Annotated in this window: 18 protein-coding genes; 2 read left to right on the plus strand and 16 right to left on the minus strand. The window is 62.3% G+C overall.

Going from position 1 to position 13,591, the window contains the following annotated elements; translation table 11 throughout:
* Window positions 1-77 precede the first annotated feature (77 nt).
* From A8G00_RS17390 to A8G00_RS17470, 16 genes are all read right to left on the minus strand, one after another.
* Entirely contained in the window at window positions 78-1,211 is a 1,134-nt protein-coding gene (locus A8G00_RS17390; RefSeq protein WP_253258027.1) for a phage tail protein, read from the minus strand.
* An 11-nt stretch (window positions 1,212-1,222) separates the two neighbouring features.
* A complete protein-coding gene (locus A8G00_RS17395; protein ID WP_103001265.1) occupies window positions 1,223-1,774 on the minus strand; it encodes a phage tail protein I in 552 nt (183 codons plus the stop codon).
* Window positions 1,771-2,664: a baseplate J/gp47 family protein gene (locus A8G00_RS17400; protein WP_103001289.1), complete on the minus strand. Its 894-nt coding sequence runs from the start codon at window positions 2,662-2,664 to the stop codon at window positions 1,771-1,773. The genes A8G00_RS17395 and A8G00_RS17400 overlap by 4 nt, the downstream gene beginning before the upstream one ends.
* Window positions 2,665-2,742: 78 nt before the next feature.
* Window positions 2,743-3,447: a hypothetical protein gene (locus A8G00_RS17405; RefSeq protein ID WP_216365635.1), complete on the minus strand. Its 705-nt coding sequence runs from the start codon at window positions 3,445-3,447 to the stop codon at window positions 2,743-2,745.
* Window positions 3,440-3,964 carry a TIR domain-containing protein gene (locus tag A8G00_RS17410; RefSeq protein WP_103001266.1) on the minus strand — a complete coding sequence of 175 codons (525 nt, stop codon included), beginning with the start codon at window positions 3,962-3,964 and terminating at the stop codon, window positions 3,440-3,442. The genes A8G00_RS17405 and A8G00_RS17410 overlap by 8 nt, the downstream gene beginning before the upstream one ends.
* 78 nt (window positions 3,965-4,042) lie before the next feature.
* On the minus strand, window positions 4,043-4,714 hold the full coding sequence (locus A8G00_RS17415; RefSeq protein WP_103001267.1) for a phage virion morphogenesis protein: 672 nt from the start codon (window positions 4,712-4,714) through the stop codon (window positions 4,043-4,045).
* Window positions 4,711-5,229 (minus strand): phage tail protein, encoded by a 519-nt coding sequence (locus A8G00_RS17420; RefSeq protein ID WP_103001268.1) that lies wholly within the window; start codon window positions 5,227-5,229, stop codon window positions 4,711-4,713. Before A8G00_RS17420 ends, A8G00_RS17415 begins: the two co-directional genes overlap by 4 nt.
* A gap of 132 nt (window positions 5,230-5,361) precedes the next feature.
* Window positions 5,362-5,757: a hypothetical protein gene (locus A8G00_RS17430; protein ID WP_103001269.1), complete on the minus strand. Its 396-nt coding sequence runs from the start codon at window positions 5,755-5,757 to the stop codon at window positions 5,362-5,364.
* A complete protein-coding gene (locus A8G00_RS17435) occupies window positions 5,754-6,206 on the minus strand; it encodes a D-Ala-D-Ala carboxypeptidase family metallohydrolase (RefSeq protein WP_103001270.1) in 453 nt (150 codons plus the stop codon). Before A8G00_RS17435 ends, A8G00_RS17430 begins: the two co-directional genes overlap by 4 nt.
* A gap of 2 nt (window positions 6,207-6,208) precedes the next feature.
* Window positions 6,209-6,541, minus strand: coding sequence for a hypothetical protein (locus A8G00_RS17440; RefSeq protein WP_103001271.1), 333 nt, complete (start codon window positions 6,539-6,541; stop codon window positions 6,209-6,211).
* Between the two features lie 3 nt (window positions 6,542-6,544).
* A complete protein-coding gene (locus A8G00_RS17445) occupies window positions 6,545-6,769 on the minus strand; it encodes a tail protein X (protein WP_103001272.1) in 225 nt (74 codons plus the stop codon).
* Window positions 6,769-7,251 carry a head completion/stabilization protein gene (locus tag A8G00_RS17450; RefSeq protein WP_103001273.1) on the minus strand — a complete coding sequence of 161 codons (483 nt, stop codon included), beginning with the start codon at window positions 7,249-7,251 and terminating at the stop codon, window positions 6,769-6,771. Before A8G00_RS17450 ends, A8G00_RS17445 begins: the two co-directional genes overlap by 1 nt.
* A gap of 94 nt (window positions 7,252-7,345) precedes the next feature.
* Window positions 7,346-7,573, minus strand: a complete 228-nt coding sequence (locus tag A8G00_RS17455; RefSeq protein ID WP_103001274.1) for a hypothetical protein — start codon at window positions 7,571-7,573, stop codon at window positions 7,346-7,348.
* A gap of 124 nt (window positions 7,574-7,697) precedes the next feature.
* Window positions 7,698-8,504 carry a phage terminase small subunit gene (gpM, locus tag A8G00_RS17460; RefSeq protein WP_103001275.1) on the minus strand — a complete coding sequence of 269 codons (807 nt, stop codon included), beginning with the start codon at window positions 8,502-8,504 and terminating at the stop codon, window positions 7,698-7,700.
* 39 nt (window positions 8,505-8,543) lie between these two features.
* Window positions 8,544-9,626 (minus strand): phage major capsid protein, P2 family, encoded by a 1,083-nt coding sequence (locus A8G00_RS17465; RefSeq protein WP_103001276.1) that lies wholly within the window; start codon window positions 9,624-9,626, stop codon window positions 8,544-8,546.
* Between the two features lie 60 nt (window positions 9,627-9,686).
* Window positions 9,687-10,505 (minus strand): GPO family capsid scaffolding protein, encoded by an 819-nt coding sequence (locus A8G00_RS17470; protein ID WP_172451900.1) that lies wholly within the window; start codon window positions 10,503-10,505, stop codon window positions 9,687-9,689.
* Window positions 10,506-10,723: 218 nt separating this feature from the next.
* On the opposite strand from A8G00_RS17470, the gene A8G00_RS17475 reads away from it, so the two are divergent.
* Entirely contained in the window at window positions 10,724-12,538 is a 1,815-nt protein-coding gene (locus tag A8G00_RS17475) for a terminase family protein (protein WP_103001277.1), read from the plus strand.
* A complete protein-coding gene (locus A8G00_RS17480; RefSeq protein WP_103001278.1) occupies window positions 12,535-13,584 on the plus strand; it encodes a phage portal protein in 1,050 nt (349 codons plus the stop codon). Before A8G00_RS17475 ends, A8G00_RS17480 begins: the two co-directional genes overlap by 4 nt.
* The last annotated feature ends 7 nt before the right edge of the window (window positions 13,585-13,591 follow it).

The following is a 13,591-nucleotide window of genomic DNA, read 5'->3' on the forward strand; positions in this document are numbered from 1 at the left end:
AGACCATCGAACACCGACGCTTGCAGCACCGCAAGCTCGCCGCTTAATATCAACCCCAGGACGAGGCCCGCGCTCCGCTAATCTACGCCGCGATCTGCGCCAAATGTTCTGACGACAGACACTCCCGTTTCATGCAGGTAGATGATGGCCTGATTGGCACCACTATTCGGCAGCGCCACTTGCCCCGCATAGATGGTCGGAACAGCGATGTTCCCTGTAAACGTGTCGCCTGCCCTGTTCGCTGGCGTATATCCAAGCCGGGCCGTGATGTTGCTATAGTAGCTCCCGTCCTGCCCATCGAGCAGATCGGCGTCGAGGCCGGATCCGCTACCATCATTGTCAGGGCCGAATAGATGGTTGCTACCACGGCGAACGATCGCGCCGTTTATATCCAGCGCGCCACCAGAAAGATTGTTATCAAAAACGAAATTGCCTTGATCGGTGACGTCAACGGTCCCCTTCAAGCGTGTTCCAGACCATCCGATTTTGACGACGTTGGCCGCCAGTTGGCCGTTGCCCGTGCCCTGCTGGACCGGCGTGTATCCGAGGCGAGCGGTGATGTTGGAATAATAGCTGCCCTGCTGGCCGTCGAGCAGATCGGCGTCGAGGCCGGAGCCTGCGCCGTCGTTCGCCGGATGCCAGATGCCCGAATTATTCGCGCCAAAACGGGCATCGAGCCATGCGGCAACGGCATCCTTGACCATCTTTTCAGCCGGGACGCGCGAGGTATCGAGGCCCGCAATCGTCTCGGCGAGGGTGGACAATTCCACCACGCCCATCCGTTCCGACGTGGCAGGCGGGTTGAGGAAATTAGCGTTGCCAAAGGTGATGGTAGTGGCAGCGATGTCTTCGAATTTGACGTCGATGCCGAGCAACATCATGGCCTGCGCGGATTTCTCGATCAGCACGGAGGCCTGACCGTAGATGCCGAACAGCGTGCCATCGGCCAGATACATGGCGAGGCTGCGGACCGTGAAAACATCGCCGCTTTCATCGCGGACAATAAGATGGATTGTGTCGTCCGCCACGACGTCACCCGAAAGGGTAGCGAGGCGCTTGAACTCACCGGGAAGCGCCGCCGTTGCGAGGGTGGGTGTGACGGCAGTTGCCGTTAATCCGACCTGCGTAATGGTTACGGGGGCGGTGCCCGTATTGGCCGCGTTTACAAGCGCGGCGCGGCCCGCATTAGTGACGATGAAGGTAAGGGCCATGATTCCTCCGGTCAGGCCGCCGGTGCAGTACAGGACAGGCGGGCGTAGATGGTCGGGCGAACAGCCGCGATCAGGCCGACGCTGGCCTTCGCGGTGATTCCTTGGGTGAAGGTGAAGTGGCTGCGCACCGGCTTGGCGCGGCTGACTTCGGCGATGACCTGATCGACAAATGCCGCCGAAACTGGCGCGCCGCTCTGGTCAAGGTTGAGAACAAGGCTGAATGTGAAAGGGTCGCCTTTTGGCTCCATCTGCCACCATTCGCGGATTGCAACTGAGCCGCCGAAGCTGGCGACCACTGAGCGCACGGAATCTGCCGTTCCCTTCTGGCGCGCAATGGCGATGGCCTTGCGCACGCGCTCGCGCTTGATGCCTTCCGGCCAATCGCTGGACCAATTATCGAGCGACAGGCCCCAAGCCAGCCACGGCAAAAGGGCGATCGGGCAGTTGGAGGGCGACCAGACTTCCCTGACCAGCACGGCGATGTCGAGCAGTCGGGCAATGACCTGTTCCAGCGCCTTTTCAAGATCCGTCGAGGCGGGGGGCAGAATGGACGGATAGGTCATTCGCCCGTCCCCGCGTAGCTGAGCGTGATGCCGGTGCAGTGGGGGGCCTGCTCGCGCGAAACGACGATGTCCGCAGCCGGGGACGTCAGCATAACATTCTGCACGCCCTCGACATGCAGGGCGGCGAAGATTCCCGATCGGGTGATGTCGCGGCCAAGACGGTGGCTGGAGGCGACATAATCATCCAGCTTGGCGCGGGCCGCGTCGAGAACCACGCTACCATCGGGGCCGCTGAATGTCGTGATGGTGGCGTTGACGTTGTAATTGACGATCGCGGCGGATTGGACGGTCACAAAGTCGGTCAGCGGGCGGCGCGTTTCGTCGGACACATAGGCGGCGACAGTGGCTATCAGCCCGGCGGACGCCACGCCGGATCCAGTGCGGGACAGAACCGACACCAGCACTTCGCCGGGACCGGGGCTGGTCGCGCTGGCGTCCAGCACATCCGGGTCTGCCGACAGGGCGTGGAAGATATAGGCCCCTTCCGGCCCCGCCACGGAATAGCCTTCGGGGGCGAGCACCATGCGGCGGCGGAAATCGGCGTCGCTCTCCATGACAGCCGGGATCCCCAGCACGTCATCCGCCGGGGTGATGGTCAGGCGGGTGATGCCGAACAGGGCGGCGATATTGTCCAGATCCGCGCCCACGGCATAAGCGGGCATGACAGCGCGGGCGGCGTCGTTGACACGCTGGCGCAGCAGCTGGGCGAAATAGGCGAATGTCTGGAGCAGCTTGGACGCCGGGTCGCTGTCCCGGCTCACAAAATCCGGCATCAGCGTCTGCAGATATGCGACGGCATCCGCATAGATCGTTTCGAAATCTAGCGGGTCGATGATGTCCGGCGCGGGAAGGCGCGACAGATCAACGGCGGTGAAGGTTGCATCGGCCATGGCGGCCATGTCGGGGCAGGCGATGGGGGTGCGCTATGCCCCTGTATTTGGACAGGCGGCTATCCAAATGGACTGTAATTACGACAGCTTCATTGAAGGGGTCTGACCGCCTGCCTCTCCGTAGACGAGAGCCCTCATGGCAGCACGATAGGCTATAAGGCGCGCATTCACTTGGAGAAGATCAGCCTGCAATTCAGCGAAAGCCGGGAAGTCCCGCTGGACTAGTTGTGGCTCCAGCCCCTTCCGTTCGGCTTGGTCCATCTGATGCTGAAACCAGCCCCGAAAACGGGCCTGCCAGCGGGTCAGATGAGGCCGAAGGCCCTCATTCAGAACTGCAATAGACATATTTATGATTTTCTGTGTGCTTTTATCTGTAACTTTCGTCACAGGCACTGACTTGATCAAGTCACGAGTGACCCCGAAAAACGTATGCCAGGAATCGTAAATTTCTGAAACGACATCGTGTTCTAGGTCAATTTCCAGACCGATCTTTCGAGTGCTGAGTTCTACCCAAACTTGATAGGCAACTTGGCGATCTGTGTTGTTTGGACGAAGCTTCATTTTGCCGCTTCCAATGCCAATGACGGCTTCGTCAAACTCCATGGAGCGAGTCCAGCGCCCGATCCTACCCCTAAGAATGAACAGAGCGACAAGAAAGATCGCCGCCGCGCAGAGCAGCAACCACGCATTCGCATGAAGAACGATCTCGTGCTTGCCGGTGTCGAACACCAAGTTAAGCAATGATATAGTCGTCTCAGCTTCCGCAATATTCTTGTCAGCCATTACGCAATCGCCGCGCCCGCGAATTGGTGATAAGAAGTTTGGACCGTTTATTCGCTTCCTCTACCGTTGCAGTCATTGCTTCTGCGTTAATAGTAAAGTTCTCCCACCATGTCCAAACGGCATAACCGCTGTCTATGTTGTCCTGTAGCCTAGCAGGTTTGTCGCAACCGTCACCTATGACTGTTAGATCTGGCAGCTTCACTGCAACAAGCGCCATTTTTTGGTCCAGAGCCGCCTTTATTTCCCAGTCAACGTACTTTCGCTTATTGGTCCCTGAACCGCACAACACGACGAGCGTGGACGCGCCCTTAAGGTGTGTCTCCCGTATATGCCGCATAATGTAAGTTGGATCATCGCTGTCGCGGGCGCGATCCAACGAACGATCTGTGAATAGGTCGAGTTGCGTGCCGAAGTGATGCGAGAACGCATCATAGTAGGCTTGATGCCCGCGATGAAAGTAGCTCACGAACACCTTCCGCTTTGGAGGTGGTGCCCAACCATTCCAGATACTTGCCATATCGATTCCCCCCGGCCAGCTATAGCGTTTTTGCCAAAGGATGGGAGTCGCTATTTCGCCTCTGATGCTTGACGCAACTTATTGCTGATCAAGGTGGATTAGCAGGGTATCGAGCAGCTGCTGGCGATCGGCAGCGGTTGCGCCGAGCAGTTCACGCTTGGGGTAGGGCACAGCCTGTGCCCGCAGGGACGGCTTGTCGCGCAGGCCATATTGGTGGACGCCCGCGATCTGCGACACCTTGCCCGAAAAGCCGACCCAGAAGCCCTGATCGTCCGTGCCGGTGCGCAGGAATCGCCCGCTCGCCAAGCGCCGGAACATGGCGCGGCGACGCAGGCCACCCCGGCGGCGCAGGCTGCTGCCGCCCGCGTTGCGATGCTCCTCCGGGACCGGGAGCCATTTGACGACCTTGTCGAACTCGAATGAGCGGATCCCGCCCGCCTCAATATCGAAGCCGGTCATCATGCGGCCTGTCGTCCAGGCGAAAGACTTCATGATGACCTTGCGCGGCTCGCCGCCGCCGCCGGAAGGATAGAGGAAGCATGTCGCGCCCCGGCCCGACACTGGCGGGGCTTTCTCCTTTCGCGCCTCGAATTTTGATCCGTCAGGCTGGCGCTGGGCGGCGATGCGCTCGCGCTGGCTCTGGGCCAAGGTGCGGGCCATGCGGCGCATGAGGGTGCGGCGCTGGCCTGACGACAGACTGCGGATGAGCGCCCCGGCAATGCGCTCGATCTCGGAAAGATCTTCGCTCATGCGTCGGGCGGAATCGCCGGGGTCAGATCGGCGTCGGGATCGGACGTTTCAACCAACAGTTCGGCATTGCCGAAGCCCTGAAGGAAGGAAGCTGTCACGCCGTCAAAGGCGTCGCAGAAATTCGGTTCCGCCGGGTGCTGGACGTCATAGCCGCTGCCATCCTCGCGGGGCAGGACCAGCACGGTTTCGGTCAGGTCGATCGAGATCAGGATGTCCGACGCTTCGCTGTCGAGCAGTTCGGCCTGAAAGGTGAAGGGCTGGCTATCGGTGCGGCGCAGCAGCTGGGGCTGTTCCTTCTCGATCCATGCCAGCATCGGCACCATGATCGTGTCGGCATCCCCGGCAAATTCCCAGATCCCGACCTTGAGCGTATAGGCATAAACGAATGACAGGGTGCGGGACTGGCGCGTGCCGATCTGGCCTTCCTCGACATAGATCTGAAGGCGGTCAGGATGGGTTTTCAGGTCGGGCAAGAAGGCGGTGAGCCACTGCCGCAGGCTGTCGGCCTTGCGCATCGTCAATCCGCCCGTGCGTTCGCCATGCGGGCCTGCGCCTGCAATTCGATCAGGGTGGCGCGGATCTGGCCCGCGACGTCAAAGATGCTGGTGAGACTGCCGAGGCATTGCGCCCCGGTCATCTCGCCCCCGTCAGTCCGCTGGACTTTCGGCAATGGGGCGGGTGTCGCCAGCAATCCCCCAGAGATCTTCGCTGTTGGCCGTGGCTGCGGCGCGGTCGAGCAGGCCGACGCCATCAGCATCGACGCACAGATTGCGATAGACCGGCTTTTCGATGACCTTCTGAGTTTCATTGTAGATTTCCCTGACATTGCCCTGCCGGGCATATTCCGCCGCCTGTGCGCGCTCGGTCGAGGCGTCCAGCTGGGCCTGTAGCTTCTTGGCGGCGGCCTCCCGCGCATCGTCGGCGCGTTTCTGCGCCGCCTGTTCCTGCGCGCTGCCGACGCTGGTGCCGTAGAAGAAGCCGCCGATTCCTGCCGTGCAGGCGGCCAGCGCGGCGGCCATGGCGAGGTGCGATTTCCCGATCATGCCAGTAGCCCCTTGAAATAGGCCCGGCGCGAATAGGTCAGGACGTCCTTGCGCAGCCGGCCATCCCGATAGCTGACATGGACCCAGCCGCTGTTGGGCTGGCCCCGCGTGTAATTTTCGAGGATCAGTTGATCAAAAGGCAGGTGGTCGCGGATGAAGGTCGCCACGGTCACATTGTCGATGCCGACAATTTCCAAATCACCGGCTTCGCCCTTCGGATGCTGGCTGCTGTCGGTCGACCCAACGGCGCGGTTCAGGCGCGACGAGCGGAACCCCGAATTGATCCGGACGGGCCGCCCGAAATGGGCGCGCAGCGGCTCCAGCACCTTGACGCATAGCAGGCGCATGGCGGCGATCTGGGCAGCGTTGGGCGTGTTGTCGATCCGCTGCGCGACGGCGGTCGCCGATGCGGTGAATTCGGCCAGGCTAAAATTGGGCGACAGCTGCATGGTCAGTCCTTCTTGGGCAGGAAGCGGTCAGCGACGCGGCCCGGCACGCTGGTCAGCGTGTCGATCGCGGCCTTGGCGATGCGGGGGGTAGCGTCGAAGGCGAGCAGCGCGACGGCGAAGGCGATCGACTGCGCGGCGAAGTGGTTCCATCCCGTCACGGCGATGATGGCGATGGTCGCGTAATAGCTGACCGTCGATCCAACCACCCACTGGAGGAAACGCTGGCGGAAAGGCAGGGCGGGCTTCCATGCCTGCGCGACGGCGGAACCGATCAGCGACGGGGTTAGCGAGCCGATCAATTCGGCGGCGGATTCCAGAAGGTGGCGCAGGTCCATGGATCAATCCCAAAGCTGAATGAGGGGGCGCACGCGGGTTGCGCTTGCGTCGGCGGTTGCGGGCACGATGACGATCGTGCCGAGCGGAAGAATGGGGCCGAGATCGGCCAGCCCCGGATTGGCGTCGCAGACGCGGGAAATCTCGCTGGGACCAAGCCCGGCATCGCGCCACAGCAGCAGGTCCAGCTTGTCCCCTGATCGGGCGACAAGGCGCTGCTCGGACGCCATCAGATCAGATCCACGACGGTCCGCGTGACGCCCAGCATGTCGCGGATAGCGTGCATCGCGTCGCGGCGCAGTTCGCCGATCGTCGGGGTGAGTTCGTCCGCCTGCCCGCCACCGGCGGCGGTGGTGTCGAAATCCCGGTGCCGCTCGATCAGTTCGGCCTTCGCATAGAGCGCGATGGCACGGCTGTAGCGGAACATCTGCACGCTCTCGCCGCCCATCGGCGGCGCGGGCACGTCGGCAAGGGTGGCATGGCCTGCGGCGATGGAAGCTGCGGCGAATGCGCGCAGGTCGATTTCCACCGTCATGATCGCGCCGAGGATGGCGGCGCGCAGACGGGCGGGCGTGATGCTGGTCGGAATCCTCGCGGCCTCGCGCACCGCCGCCGGGTCAACATCGGGGAAAAAGCCGTCGTTGCCGATGACTGTTTCTTCTGCCGGGGGCTGTTCGATCTCGGAGGCGGGAGGGCGGGCGACGAAGGTCATGGCAATACCGCATCAAAAAACAGAAGGAGCCAGATGGTGGGGATCGCAGCGAGAAGGCCGCCCATCGCGCAGGCGGCAATGCGCTCGCGAACCGTCATACCATCGCGATCTGAGCGAGGCCGGAACCCGCATAGATGAAAGCGAGGACGCCGAGGCCCGCCAGACCCCAGCAGAGCCATGCGAAGCGCGCGATGGTGGAGGGATGGGCCTCCAAGCCCATGACAAAGCGGAAGGTGATGCCGAAGGCGACCATGATGCCGCCGATCGCCATGATGATCAGCAGCAGGACGGCCTTGATGATCAGCCAAGCGAGAGTGAGCATTGATGATTCCTCCGATTTTCGGCCCACCGGCTTACAGGGGTGAGGATCGGGGCAGAGTGCGGCCCTACGGCCCGAAAGCCTCCCGCATCGCGCGATCCGCCCCTGAGCGCCGGGGGCGAGCCTGTCAGGCGGCAGCGCCGCCCTGTTCGTTATTCTGTTCGGTAATGGCCTTCTCGCGGGCGGCGGTGATGACCGCCATCAGCTTGAGGCCGCGCTTGATCTTGTCCTTCACACCGACGCGTTCATGCAGACGCTGGGCTTCGTTGAGAGTGGAAACTGCCGCCGTCAGCGCGTTGAAGGCATCGTCGGCGGGAAGATCCTCAGCATCGCTCAGTTGCTCGACGCCGATCGCCTTGAGCAGCTTGGCACGGACTTCGTCATGAATGTCCAAACTGGCGGTCAGATCGGAGACGCGATCGAGAATTTCGAGGGGGAAGGATGCGCCTGCGCCCTGCGCCTTGAGGGCTGCGGTGGCGATTTCCTCCACGACGATCGTCGCCGCGTCACGCTGATAGCGCGAAGGCATGGCGACCTTGTGCGCCAGCATGAAGGGGACGAGGTCGAGGGCATCGGCGTAAGCGCCGGTGTCGATCAGCCAGACCATGACAGTGGGCACGACTTCGGCGGCGAGGCCGGTGCCCACGCCAGCATCTGCCCCCACGATTCCGGCTACCCAATCCCGATATTCGGGCAGCATTTCACGCTTCGCTGCCACCTTGGCGTCGATCGAGCGGATTTCCTTGAGGCGGCGCAGATCGTGCGTCAGGCGCAGGCCGATCTGCGCCGCCGCGCGGGCTTCTGGGGAGGCGTTGGCCGCCCCCGCTGCCGGCAGAGTTGCGGCAGCGGGGGTGGCGTCCGCTCCACCTTCGGGAGCAGACGCGACGGTTTTTGCAGCAAGGATCCTGTCCCTGTGGCCGCGAGCAAGGCTCATGTGCGTGTCCTGTCAGATGGAGGGGATTGCGGGATCAGATCAGGCGGGCTTCTTGCCCATCACGACGTTTTCGACCAAGGCGCAGCGGCCATAGTCTTCCACGACATAGGCTTCGTTGACGCTCTCATAATTCTCGATCTGGTCGAGGGCCGGTTCGTCCTTGATCTGGCGACGGCGGGTCTCTTCCTGCCAATAGATCGACAGATTATCGAGGCTGGTGATCAGCAGCGCGTCTTCCGGGAAGAAGGGCACGATGACGGCGCGCTTGCCCGCCAGCTGCTTGGGTAGGGTCAGGATGCGGTGCGCCGCTTCGCCTTCGGTTGCAGTGTCGCCCGCTGCCTGGAGCAGATTGGAATATTTGTCCTTCACCAGCTTCCAGCCGACGATGACGACAAGATCGGTGTCGCTGCGGTGCCAAGGATCGAGCAGATCCAGCGCGTCGAAGGCCAGCGCGTCGAGATTGGCGAAATCCGCATCGGCGGTGGCGACGTTGGTGGCGTCGGCATCGACCACTTCGACCCCGGCGGCGACGTAGATCGCCGTGGTGCCGCCCGAGGTCAGCGCGCCATCGCTCAGCACCCGCTCTGCGGCATGGGTGCGGATCTTGTGCAGCCAGCCTTCGTTGACGTCCTGCAATAGCGGGTTGGTGCCGACATTGGTGGCGGCGGCGGCGGACGTGCCGTTGAAACCGATCATGATGCGGTCGCGGCCCTGCTGCTTGAGGATCACGTCGCGCAGCAGCGTCTGGAATTCCGGCTTATGGCGCCAAGCGTCCAGCTTCGCATATTTGATCGCATGATCGAAGTTGGTCTGCTTGCAGAAATAGCCGCCGTCGTCCGTGGTGTCGGTCGGATCGGTGGGGGTGCGGCGGGTGCCGCCTGCGGTGTTGGTGCGGCTCGCCAGCGGACGCGTGACGGTGACGCCGACCTTCTGACCCGACTGCTCGGGCACGCCGACGACGTTGATCTGGCTCAGGAACTCGCTCGATTCCTGAATTTTCTCTTCCAGCTTCTGCTCCACGACGGGCGCGACGCTGAATTTGACGGTGGCGTCGGCAACGCTGTTCAGCAGGGCGATCTGGCTGACATAGGCGGTGAAGAGAAGGCGGGTCGAATTACGCATGTGCGTTGGCTCCTAGTGGGGCGTTTGGGCGGGGCGAGCGGGATCGGGTGTGGCGGCTGATCAGCAATCGGTCTGGATGGTGCCGTTGCCGCCGGTGGCGGGCGTGCGCTTGAAGGTCTGCTGCTGCTCCGTCGATCCCAGCTTGGTCTTGAGCGCGGTCAGTTCGGACTGGAGGGCGGTGACGGCGTCGCCGACGGGCTTCACGGCGTTGGCGATCTGGGTGCTCATGACGGTGGCGAACCGCTCGACATCGAAATTGTCGTTAGCCGGGGGCTGCTGCGGCGGCGGTGCTGGATTTTCCTTCGGCGGCGTCGCCTTGAACAGCGTCGCGAAGGCGCTGAGGAAACCGGCCTTCGCGCCTTCGGCGATCGTGGCGGCATCGGTCGGCAGAACAGCCAAAAGCTCGATCTCCGTCTCATGCGCCGACGTGAACACGTTTGGGCGCGACATGACGGCGAATTTCAGGGCTTCGGTGCCGAGGGACGCGGGCTGATCGGTCACAGCAAGGCCGACCAGATAGGCTTTGCCCTCGCCCGCGAAGTTGGGATGGATTTCGCAGCTGGTGAACAGCTTCTGACCGGCCTTGTTGATCTCGACCAGCTGATCATTGGCGTCGATCTCGGCATAGAGCGCAAGCAGCGTCTTCTTTTCGCCGTTGATGGTCAGTTCGACTTCTTCGGCCTTGAGGGACAGGACGGAGCCATAGGCATTGAAGGGGCGATCGGGGCTGTAACCGGCGATATGCTCGCAATTGATCCGCGCCGTGTAGGTGGCCGGGTCATAGCTGGCCGCCATCTGCTCGATCCATGCGCGCTCGATGACGCGGCCATCGACGGTCGCACCTTCGACTGCGACGCGGAAAAATTTGGTCTTTGCCATGATCGGTCCGGTTCCCTTGGTTGCTTGGGCGAGCAGGCGGTGGCCTGAATGACCGCAGAAAGGGGCTGTCGGGCGAGCAGGCTCAAGGCCCTGCATTTGGATAGCTGCCTGTCCAAATAGACGCCCATGATCAGGCGCTTGGGCGCGGGGCATGGTCCGCCACGATGACTGATCTGAATTCCTCTGGGCAATCCCCCCAGCCCGGCGCGCCCAGCGTTATGTGGCAGTTCGATCCGCGCCGCCACGCACGGAGCCTCTACTGGCGCGGCTATGGCGTGACGCAGATCGCGGAGGAATTCGCACTGCACGGCATCGTGGGCGACAGCGGCGGGCCAATCCCCCGCGCGACGATCGAGGCGTGGAAGCAGCGCGACCGCTGGGATGATGCGCCGTCGATCCGCAAGATCGAGGATTCCCTTGAGATCAAGCTGATGCAGCTAATCCATAAGGAGAAAAAGACCGGCGGCGACTATGTCGAAATGGACGCCCTGTCCCGGCAGATCGAAACGCTGGCCAAGGTCCGCCGCTATGAGGCCCCCGGCGGCCACGCGGGCGATCTCAACGACAAGGTCGCGAACCGGAACGCGGGCGAGCGCAAGAAGCCGAAGAAAAACCATTTCACCGCCGAGCAGGCGGAAGAACTCAAGCGCATCTTCCTCGACGGCTTGTATGATTATCAGCATCGTTGGTGGCAGGCGAAGGATCAGCGCACCCGCATGATCCTCAAGTCGCGCCAGATCGGCGCGACCTATTATTTCGCCTTCGAAGCGTTGATGGACGCGATCGAGACGGGCCGTAACCAGATCTTCCTGTCGGCATCAAAAGCCCAGGCACATCAGTTCCGGTCCTATATCGTCAGCTTCGCCAAGCTGGTCGGCGTCACGCTGACCGGCGACCCTATGCTGATCACATCGGATCTGCGGCCAGCGGAGGAAGCGGCGGCGGAACTGCACTTCCTTGGAACCAATTTCCGCACCGCGCAGGGCCGTCACGGCAATTTCTATTTTGACGAATTCTTCTGGGTCCATTCGTTCGAGGAATTGAACAAGGTCGCCTCTGGCATGGCGACGCATAAGAAGTGGCGGAAAACCTACTTCTCGACGCCGTCCAGCGTGGCGCATCCCGCCTATCCCTATTGGACCGGCGAGCGGCGCAACCGGCGGCGCAAGAAGGAAGATCAGATCAAGATCGACGTCAGCCATGCCGCGCTGGCGATCGGCATGGTCGGCCCGGATCGGATCTGGCGCAACATCGTCAATATCCGCGACGCCGAAATGGGCGGGTGTGACCTGTTCGACATTGAAGAACTGGAAGACGAATACGCGCCCGACGAATTCGCCAACCTCTTCATGTGCGATTTCGTGGACGACAGCCAGTCGGCCTTCAAGTTCAACGACATGATCGCCTGCGGCGTCGATAGCATTGTCGAGTGGGAGGACTTCAACCCAGAGGCGGCGCGGCCCTATGGCAATCGGTCGGTCTGGGCGGGCTATGATCCGCAGGAAAGCGAGAATGGCGACAATGCCGCGCTGGTCATCGCCGCGCCGCCGCTGGTCGAGGGCGGCAAGTTCAGGATCCTTGAGCGTCACCAGTTGCGCGGCCTCGATTTCGAGCAGCAGGCGGAATTCATCAAGGCGGTTCTGAGCCGCTATACCTGCACCTATCTGGGCATCGACGCCAAGGGGGTCGGCGCGGGCGTCTATCAGATGCTCGCCAAGCCGGGCGCGCTGCCGGGCTGTTCGGTCGCCAAGATCGAATATTCGCTCGAACTCAAGGCGCAGATGATCATGAAAGCGCAGAATGTGGTGCGCCGGGGCCGCCTCGCGTTCGACGTCGGGTTCCTCGACATCGTTTCCGCCTTCGTCTCGATCAAGAAGACGCTGACCACCAGCGGGCGCAACATCACCTTCAAGGCAGGGCGCGGCGGCAATGACGGCCACGCGGATCTGGCTTGGGCGACCATGCACATCCTCATGAATGAACCGCTCGACGGCAAGGAAGCGCCCAAGGGCACGATGGAGATTATCGAATGAGCAAGCGTGCACGCCGTATAAACCGCCGGGAATCGGCAGCAGCGTCTGACGGCGCGATCGTCGCGACCAACGATAATCGGCGGGGCGTGGTCGAAGCGTTCACCTTCGGGGATCCTGAGCCGGTGCTGAGCCGGGCCACCATGCTCGACATGCTGGAATGTTGGGACAATGGCCGCTGGTACGAGCCGCCGATCGCGCTGGACGGTCTTGCCCGCGCCTTTCGCGCGTCGCCGCACCATAGCAGCGCCATCATGCTCAAGCGGAACCTGTTGGCGGCCAGCCTCGATCCCACGCCGTTTCTGTCGCGCAAGGCTTTCGCCGGGATGGTGCAGGACTATCTGGTGATGGGCAACGCCTATGCGCAGGAGATCCGCAACCAGTTGGGCGGGGTCATGCGGCTTGAGCATCCCCTCGCGAAATATACGCGGCGCGGTGTCGAGCCGGGCCGCTTCTGGTGGGTGCCAGGGTATCGCAATGAGCGCGAGTTCGAGCCGGGGACAGTACATCAGATCCTCGCGCCCGACATCAATCAGGAAATCTACGGCCTGCCCGAATATCTGTCGGCGCTCCAGTCCGCCCTGCTCAATGAAAATGCCACGCTGTTCCGCCGCCGCTATTTCGAGAATGGGAGCCATGCGGGCTATATCCTCTATGCCACCGGCGAGTTCGCCAATGGCGACATCGACGCGATGCGCGAGGCGCTGAAACGCGCGAAGGGGCCGGGCAATTTCCGCAATATGTTCGTGCATTCGCCGAACGGGAAGGACGGCGGCATCAAGATCATCCCGATCGCGGAGGTCGGGGCCAAGGACGAATTTCTGGGCATCAAGAACACGACGCGGGACGACGTGCTGGCCGCGCACCGCGTGCCGCCCCAACTGCTCGGCATCATCCCGGCGAACGCTGGCGGGTTCGGCGATCCGGCCAAGGCGCTCGACAGCTTCTTCGAACTGGAGATCGAGCCGTTGCAGTCCGTCTTCCTCGATCTGAACGACCAGTTGGGCTTCGAAGCGGTCCGGTTCATCAAGCGGGTGAAGGCGGTGTAGGAGCGGC

It is taken from the genome of Sphingobium sp. SA916 (assembly GCF_002894065.1).
Taxonomy (GTDB): domain Bacteria; phylum Pseudomonadota; class Alphaproteobacteria; order Sphingomonadales; family Sphingomonadaceae; genus Sphingobium; species Sphingobium fuliginis.

What these genes read in the sequence shown, in the direction of transcription:
- A8G00_RS17405 (WP_216365635.1), bottom strand. Translation starts at nt 3,447, where the DNA reads ATGGCTGACAAGAATATTGCGGAAGCTGAGACGACTATATCATTGCTT.
- A8G00_RS17415 (WP_103001267.1), bottom strand. Translation starts at nt 4,714, where the DNA reads ATGAGCGAAGATCTTTCCGAGATCGAGCGCATTGCCGGGGCGCTCATC.
- A8G00_RS17475 (WP_103001277.1), top strand. Translation starts at nt 10,724, where the DNA reads ATGTGGCAGTTCGATCCGCGCCGCCACGCACGGAGCCTCTACTGGCGC.
- A8G00_RS17480 (WP_103001278.1), top strand. Translation starts at nt 12,535, where the DNA reads ATGAGCAAGCGTGCACGCCGTATAAACCGCCGGGAATCGGCAGCAGCG.
- A8G00_RS17420 (WP_103001268.1), bottom strand. Translation starts at nt 5,229, where the DNA reads ATGCGCAAGGCCGACAGCCTGCGGCAGTGGCTCACCGCCTTCTTGCCC.
- A8G00_RS17390 (WP_253258027.1), bottom strand. Translation starts at nt 1,211, where the DNA reads ATGGCCCTTACCTTCATCGTCACTAATGCGGGCCGCGCCGCGCTTGTA.
- A8G00_RS17455 (WP_103001274.1), bottom strand. Translation starts at nt 7,573, where the DNA reads ATGCTCACTCTCGCTTGGCTGATCATCAAGGCCGTCCTGCTGCTGATC.
- A8G00_RS17430 (WP_103001269.1), bottom strand. Translation starts at nt 5,757, where the DNA reads ATGATCGGGAAATCGCACCTCGCCATGGCCGCCGCGCTGGCCGCCTGC.
- A8G00_RS17395 (WP_103001265.1), bottom strand. Translation starts at nt 1,774, where the DNA reads ATGACCTATCCGTCCATTCTGCCCCCCGCCTCGACGGATCTTGAAAAG.
- A8G00_RS17465 (WP_103001276.1), bottom strand. Translation starts at nt 9,626, where the DNA reads ATGCGTAATTCGACCCGCCTTCTCTTCACCGCCTATGTCAGCCAGATC.
- A8G00_RS17410 (WP_103001266.1), bottom strand. Translation starts at nt 3,964, where the DNA reads ATGGCAAGTATCTGGAATGGTTGGGCACCACCTCCAAAGCGGAAGGTG.
- A8G00_RS17445 (WP_103001272.1), bottom strand. Translation starts at nt 6,769, where the DNA reads ATGGCGTCCGAGCAGCGCCTTGTCGCCCGATCAGGGGACAAGCTGGAC.
- gpM (WP_103001275.1), bottom strand. Translation starts at nt 8,504, where the DNA reads ATGAGCCTTGCTCGCGGCCACAGGGACAGGATCCTTGCTGCAAAAACC.
- A8G00_RS17435 (WP_103001270.1), bottom strand. Translation starts at nt 6,206, where the DNA reads ATGCAGCTGTCGCCCAATTTTAGCCTGGCCGAATTCACCGCATCGGCG.
- A8G00_RS17400 (WP_103001289.1), bottom strand. Translation starts at nt 2,664, where the DNA reads ATGGCCGATGCAACCTTCACCGCCGTTGATCTGTCGCGCCTTCCCGCG.
- A8G00_RS17450 (WP_103001273.1), bottom strand. Translation starts at nt 7,251, where the DNA reads ATGACCTTCGTCGCCCGCCCTCCCGCCTCCGAGATCGAACAGCCCCCG.
- A8G00_RS17440 (WP_103001271.1), bottom strand. Translation starts at nt 6,541, where the DNA reads ATGGACCTGCGCCACCTTCTGGAATCCGCCGCCGAATTGATCGGCTCG.
- A8G00_RS17470 (WP_172451900.1), bottom strand. Translation starts at nt 10,505, where the DNA reads ATGGCAAAGACCAAATTTTTCCGCGTCGCAGTCGAAGGTGCGACCGTC.